Source organism: Adlercreutzia equolifaciens, from assembly GCF_029076695.1.
GTDB lineage: Bacteria > Actinomycetota > Coriobacteriia > Coriobacteriales > Eggerthellaceae > Adlercreutzia > Adlercreutzia equolifaciens_A.
Window position 1 is genome coordinate 1 of sequence record NZ_JARFIK010000093.1, and the last position, 396, is coordinate 396.

At 43.7% G+C, this 396-nt stretch carries 1 protein-coding gene; it reads right to left on the reverse strand.

Annotated features, from left to right (window positions below; translation table 11 throughout):
- The coding region (locus PZH32_RS11615; RefSeq protein ID WP_275208413.1) for a hypothetical protein at positions 1-353 on the reverse strand (353 nt) is incomplete at its 3' end.
- Positions 354-396: the final 43 nt, after the last annotated feature.

A 396-nucleotide genomic window follows, 5' to 3' on the forward strand; every position in this document is an offset into this window, starting at 1 on the left:
GTAATATCATAGACCGGGCGATTTCCAATGGCTGTTTCTACTTCCTGAGAGGTAACTGCGGTCTTCTTCATTTTTAGAATAAGATCTCCGGTAGTCTGACGGTTCAGTTCCTTTAGGGTATCCAGCATAAATCCAAAGTCAGCCATACTGTCGGTATCGATGGTGAACCGTTTGACACCAGAGGACACTAGTTTATCCAGTGCATCTGCTTTCAGCGTAATCTGCACACCAGCTAACGCTTTGCTGATTTCCACAGGAACAACCACCGCGATACCGTTTTTCGTATTCCCATGCTTTATTGAGTCAGACTGGGCAACGGAGATAACATCAGCAACTATGCTTCTTGTAATCACTGCATTTCCCTTACTATCCACTTTTACAGAATTTGATTTTGCT